This window comes from Gammaproteobacteria bacterium (genome assembly GCA_003696665.1).
GTDB lineage: Bacteria > Pseudomonadota > Gammaproteobacteria > Enterobacterales.
The window spans coordinates 1-3,123 of record RFGJ01000212.1 but is presented as its reverse complement, the minus strand read 5'-3'; the positions used below and the strand labels follow the sequence as shown (position 1 = coordinate 3,123).

Below are 3,123 nucleotides of genomic sequence, written 5' to 3'. Positions count from 1 at the left end.
GCGCTGGTCCACGTCCAGGGTTGCCAGAGGGAGGTTCAACTGCCGGGCGACGGCGATGTAGAAGGCGTCCGCGCCGCGCACGCCCAGGTCCGTGGCGACCTGTGTGGCCGTCTGCACGAGCCTCCGGTCCATTTCCACCAGACGCAAATCGGCCAGGGATTGCAGCGTACCCACTGCCCGGCGCGCCAGAGCAGGATTGCCCGTGGGACGCGAGATGGCTGCCGCGACCTCCACGAGCAATAAGGCGGGGGCGATGAAGCGGATTCCAGCGGCACGCTGGGCCTCCATCCAGGCACGGCTGCGGGTATGAAAGACGTCATTTGCCACCAGACGCGCCACCCATAAACTGGCGTCCACTACGATGTAACCGCTCACGCGCGTACCTCGGCAAGGGCATCAATGCTGGTCAGTCCTTCCGGCCAGTGGGCGCCGATTTCGGCGGCCAGGGTATCCAGCGAGGCCCAGTCATCGCTGCTTTCCTCTTGCCTGGGACGTTGCACCGGCACAATCAAGGCGATAACCTCACCGTGGTAGGTCACCTGGATTTCCTGCCCGTTCTGACGTACCTGGCGGAGCAAATCACTGGCGCGCTGTTTGAGTTCACGTATACCAACGGTAATCATGACACCTCTCCTTGTGTTCACAAATGTAGACACAAGTGATTATATCATGTCAGTCCGGTTTTACCAGCCGCAAACGGTAAGTAGCCGGGTAAACCTGGATTTTCTCACGGTTAATCTGGGCCTGAAGGTCACGGCCGGAGAGTACCTCGGCCTCGCCACCCTGCCACAAAACCAAAACGACGCGCTCGGGTGTGTTCTGGAGCCGCGACCAGGTCTCGAAAGGCATTTCGATGCCCTTCTCCAAGGTGCTTTCAGTGTCCCAATACCAGGCTATTGGTATCCCGTCAGATGTGTAGCGTGTCCAGCGAAATGCTGCCTTGCGCTGATGTTGTACCCATTCCCCGGTTAGGGGGTTTACCCAGCGGCTATCTTCTTGTTGCGTAAAGCCTTCCCGCGCCCAAAAAATTTCCCATGCCTCGCGGCGGGTATGCGATGATGCTCCCGAATCTGGCAAGTGTGATTCGGGTGAGCCGGGTGATTGTGACGATTCTGGTGCCGGGCTGTCCGACGGTGGGTTTTCTTCCTCTCCCTGAACGCTCACATGCCCGTCTGCCTGTGTCAAGGGGATGCGCTTGCTTTTCGGCGGTTGGGTTGCAAGCGTCGGGAGGGCTTGTTCCTGCGCTGCGGTGTCTGCCAGCGAATCGGCATCTCGTAACGTAAATTCCTGCTGGAAATATCTCTCAATCTCGTCCGGCTGGCGCTTCCACATGGCGTGGATGGCCTTTTTCAGGCTTTCTTCGGGGAAAACCCGCTGGATTTCACGCGTCAAGTCTTCGTAAGATGGAGTGGTAGAGTACAACATTTTCTGGTACCACAAAACCGGAACGGGGAACGGAGGTCCTACCGGTTCGTGCTGCAGATAGGGTACCGAGGCCAACTCTTTTACACGGCGTAAAGTTGTGTGCTCCAGGCGCAAAGCATGGCCACGCACCTGGGCTTCCTTGTCGGCATCTTGCAGGACAACGCGGCGCAGGCAACGCGCCAGCGTTTGCATCCAGGCAGGCGTGGGTTGATTCCTACTTCCTTGAGGCGCTTCAGGGCGATATTCCAACACTTGCTCGATGTTCTGCAGAGGAATGTCCGCAGATTGTTCCGGTGCCAGGGCGCTCACATCGGCGCATTGACGGCGAACCTTTGGGAAGAACCGCTGCAAGTCTTTGTAGGTGGCTTTGTAGCGCAGTTCAGTTACTGGAACCCATTCTCCTGCACCGTTCAACCAATGGGCCGTATCTTTCCAGGTTTGCGCGGGGCGTGCTTTCAAAATCTGGCGCAAGCGAGAGAGGGTGTCTGTGCCCAGTGATTTTCCTTTGGGCAATTGACGCAGCCACGCCAGAATCTGTGTCCAGGACGGTTCCAGCGGCACACCTAAAGCGTTCCAAAATGGCGACAGGTCTGATGGCAAATCCGGATGCAACGTAATAATGCCTGGCAATCGTTCCGGGTTGCGCTGGTAAATATCCCTGCTCGTATGCCAGGCGCCGTCATCCCCCAAAAGCAGCGGCTCGTTTTGGAAACGTGCTATCAATGCCTCGCGCGCCTCAGCGGCAAGATTAGGCAGCACCAGGGAGATACGGTCGTACAATGCCCCGATTTCTCCGATAGGTGGTTCGCTGGACTGTATCCATGCCCGCAGTCGCTGGACGAACACATCGGCATCTCCCGGACGGTTTGGGATACCCAAAGCCTGGAAAAGCGCATCGAACTTAGGAGCATCGAACTCGGGGTGTAAAAAGGTGACCGTTCCTCGCAGCGCCTCGGTGTTGGAGTTGCGGCGAAAGACTCCGTGTGGCAGACGCGGGTTTCCATGTTCATCGAGTACGCAAGGTTTTTCACGCAGGCGTATAATCCAATACGAGAAGAGATACCCGACATCCAGGCGGTTGTCATAGTTATTGGAGTACTGAAATACGTCTTTAACGAGAATTCTCTCTTCCCATTTTCCGACTTCCCAGTCTTTCAGGATGTAGTACAGTATCCGGCTCCAAAGAGTGGGCCTGCTTAGGGCCGTCTGTTCCCAATGGTGCCACAAATCATCACTAAAATCGTAATCCTCAAAGAGAAACACATCAGTCTTGCGTGGATAATGCTGTGGGAGATGTCCACCGCGTCGACGGCATTCCTGCTCAAATTTAGCACGTCCATCAATCCACTCGTCTTTTTGTGCCAGACGGATAAATCCCCGCAGGCGGCTATTCTGGCTGGAAATCCAGTTGTTCCAGGCTGTGCGATATTCTGCCGGTACCCTTGTCCAGTAATCCTCGTGCAGGGCATGAGATTCAAGCCATGTTTTGGGAACAATCTCTTCCAGGTCTGGACTGATGTCTCCAAGTAATTCCGTTTTTCCAGGCGAGCGCCATTCACCATCCCGGCACAAATACAAGAACCCTGTGGCAGGCACAGGGATGTTCAGGCGTGCTGCAATCCACGCCCAACGCAGGCCGTCTTCTCGTTCCCAGGAATTCTGGTCAAAGAATGCTTCTGTTGCGGTTTTGAAAAGGGG

Annotated in this window: 3 protein-coding genes; all 3 read right to left on the bottom strand. The window is 56.1% G+C overall.

Annotation, left to right across the window (positions count from 1 at the left end):
- Nucleotides 1-375: PIN domain-containing protein (locus tag D6694_06040; protein ID RMH44229.1), on the bottom strand; the 375-nt coding region annotated here is incomplete at its 3' end.
- Entirely contained in the window at nt 372-656 is a 285-nt protein-coding gene (locus D6694_06035; protein RMH44228.1) for a type II toxin-antitoxin system prevent-host-death family antitoxin, read from the bottom strand. The genes D6694_06035 and D6694_06040, both read right to left, overlap by 4 nt.
- A gap of 16 nt (nt 657-672) precedes the next feature.
- Nucleotides 673-3,123: hypothetical protein (locus D6694_06030; protein RMH44227.1), on the bottom strand; the 2,451-nt coding region annotated here is incomplete at its 5' end.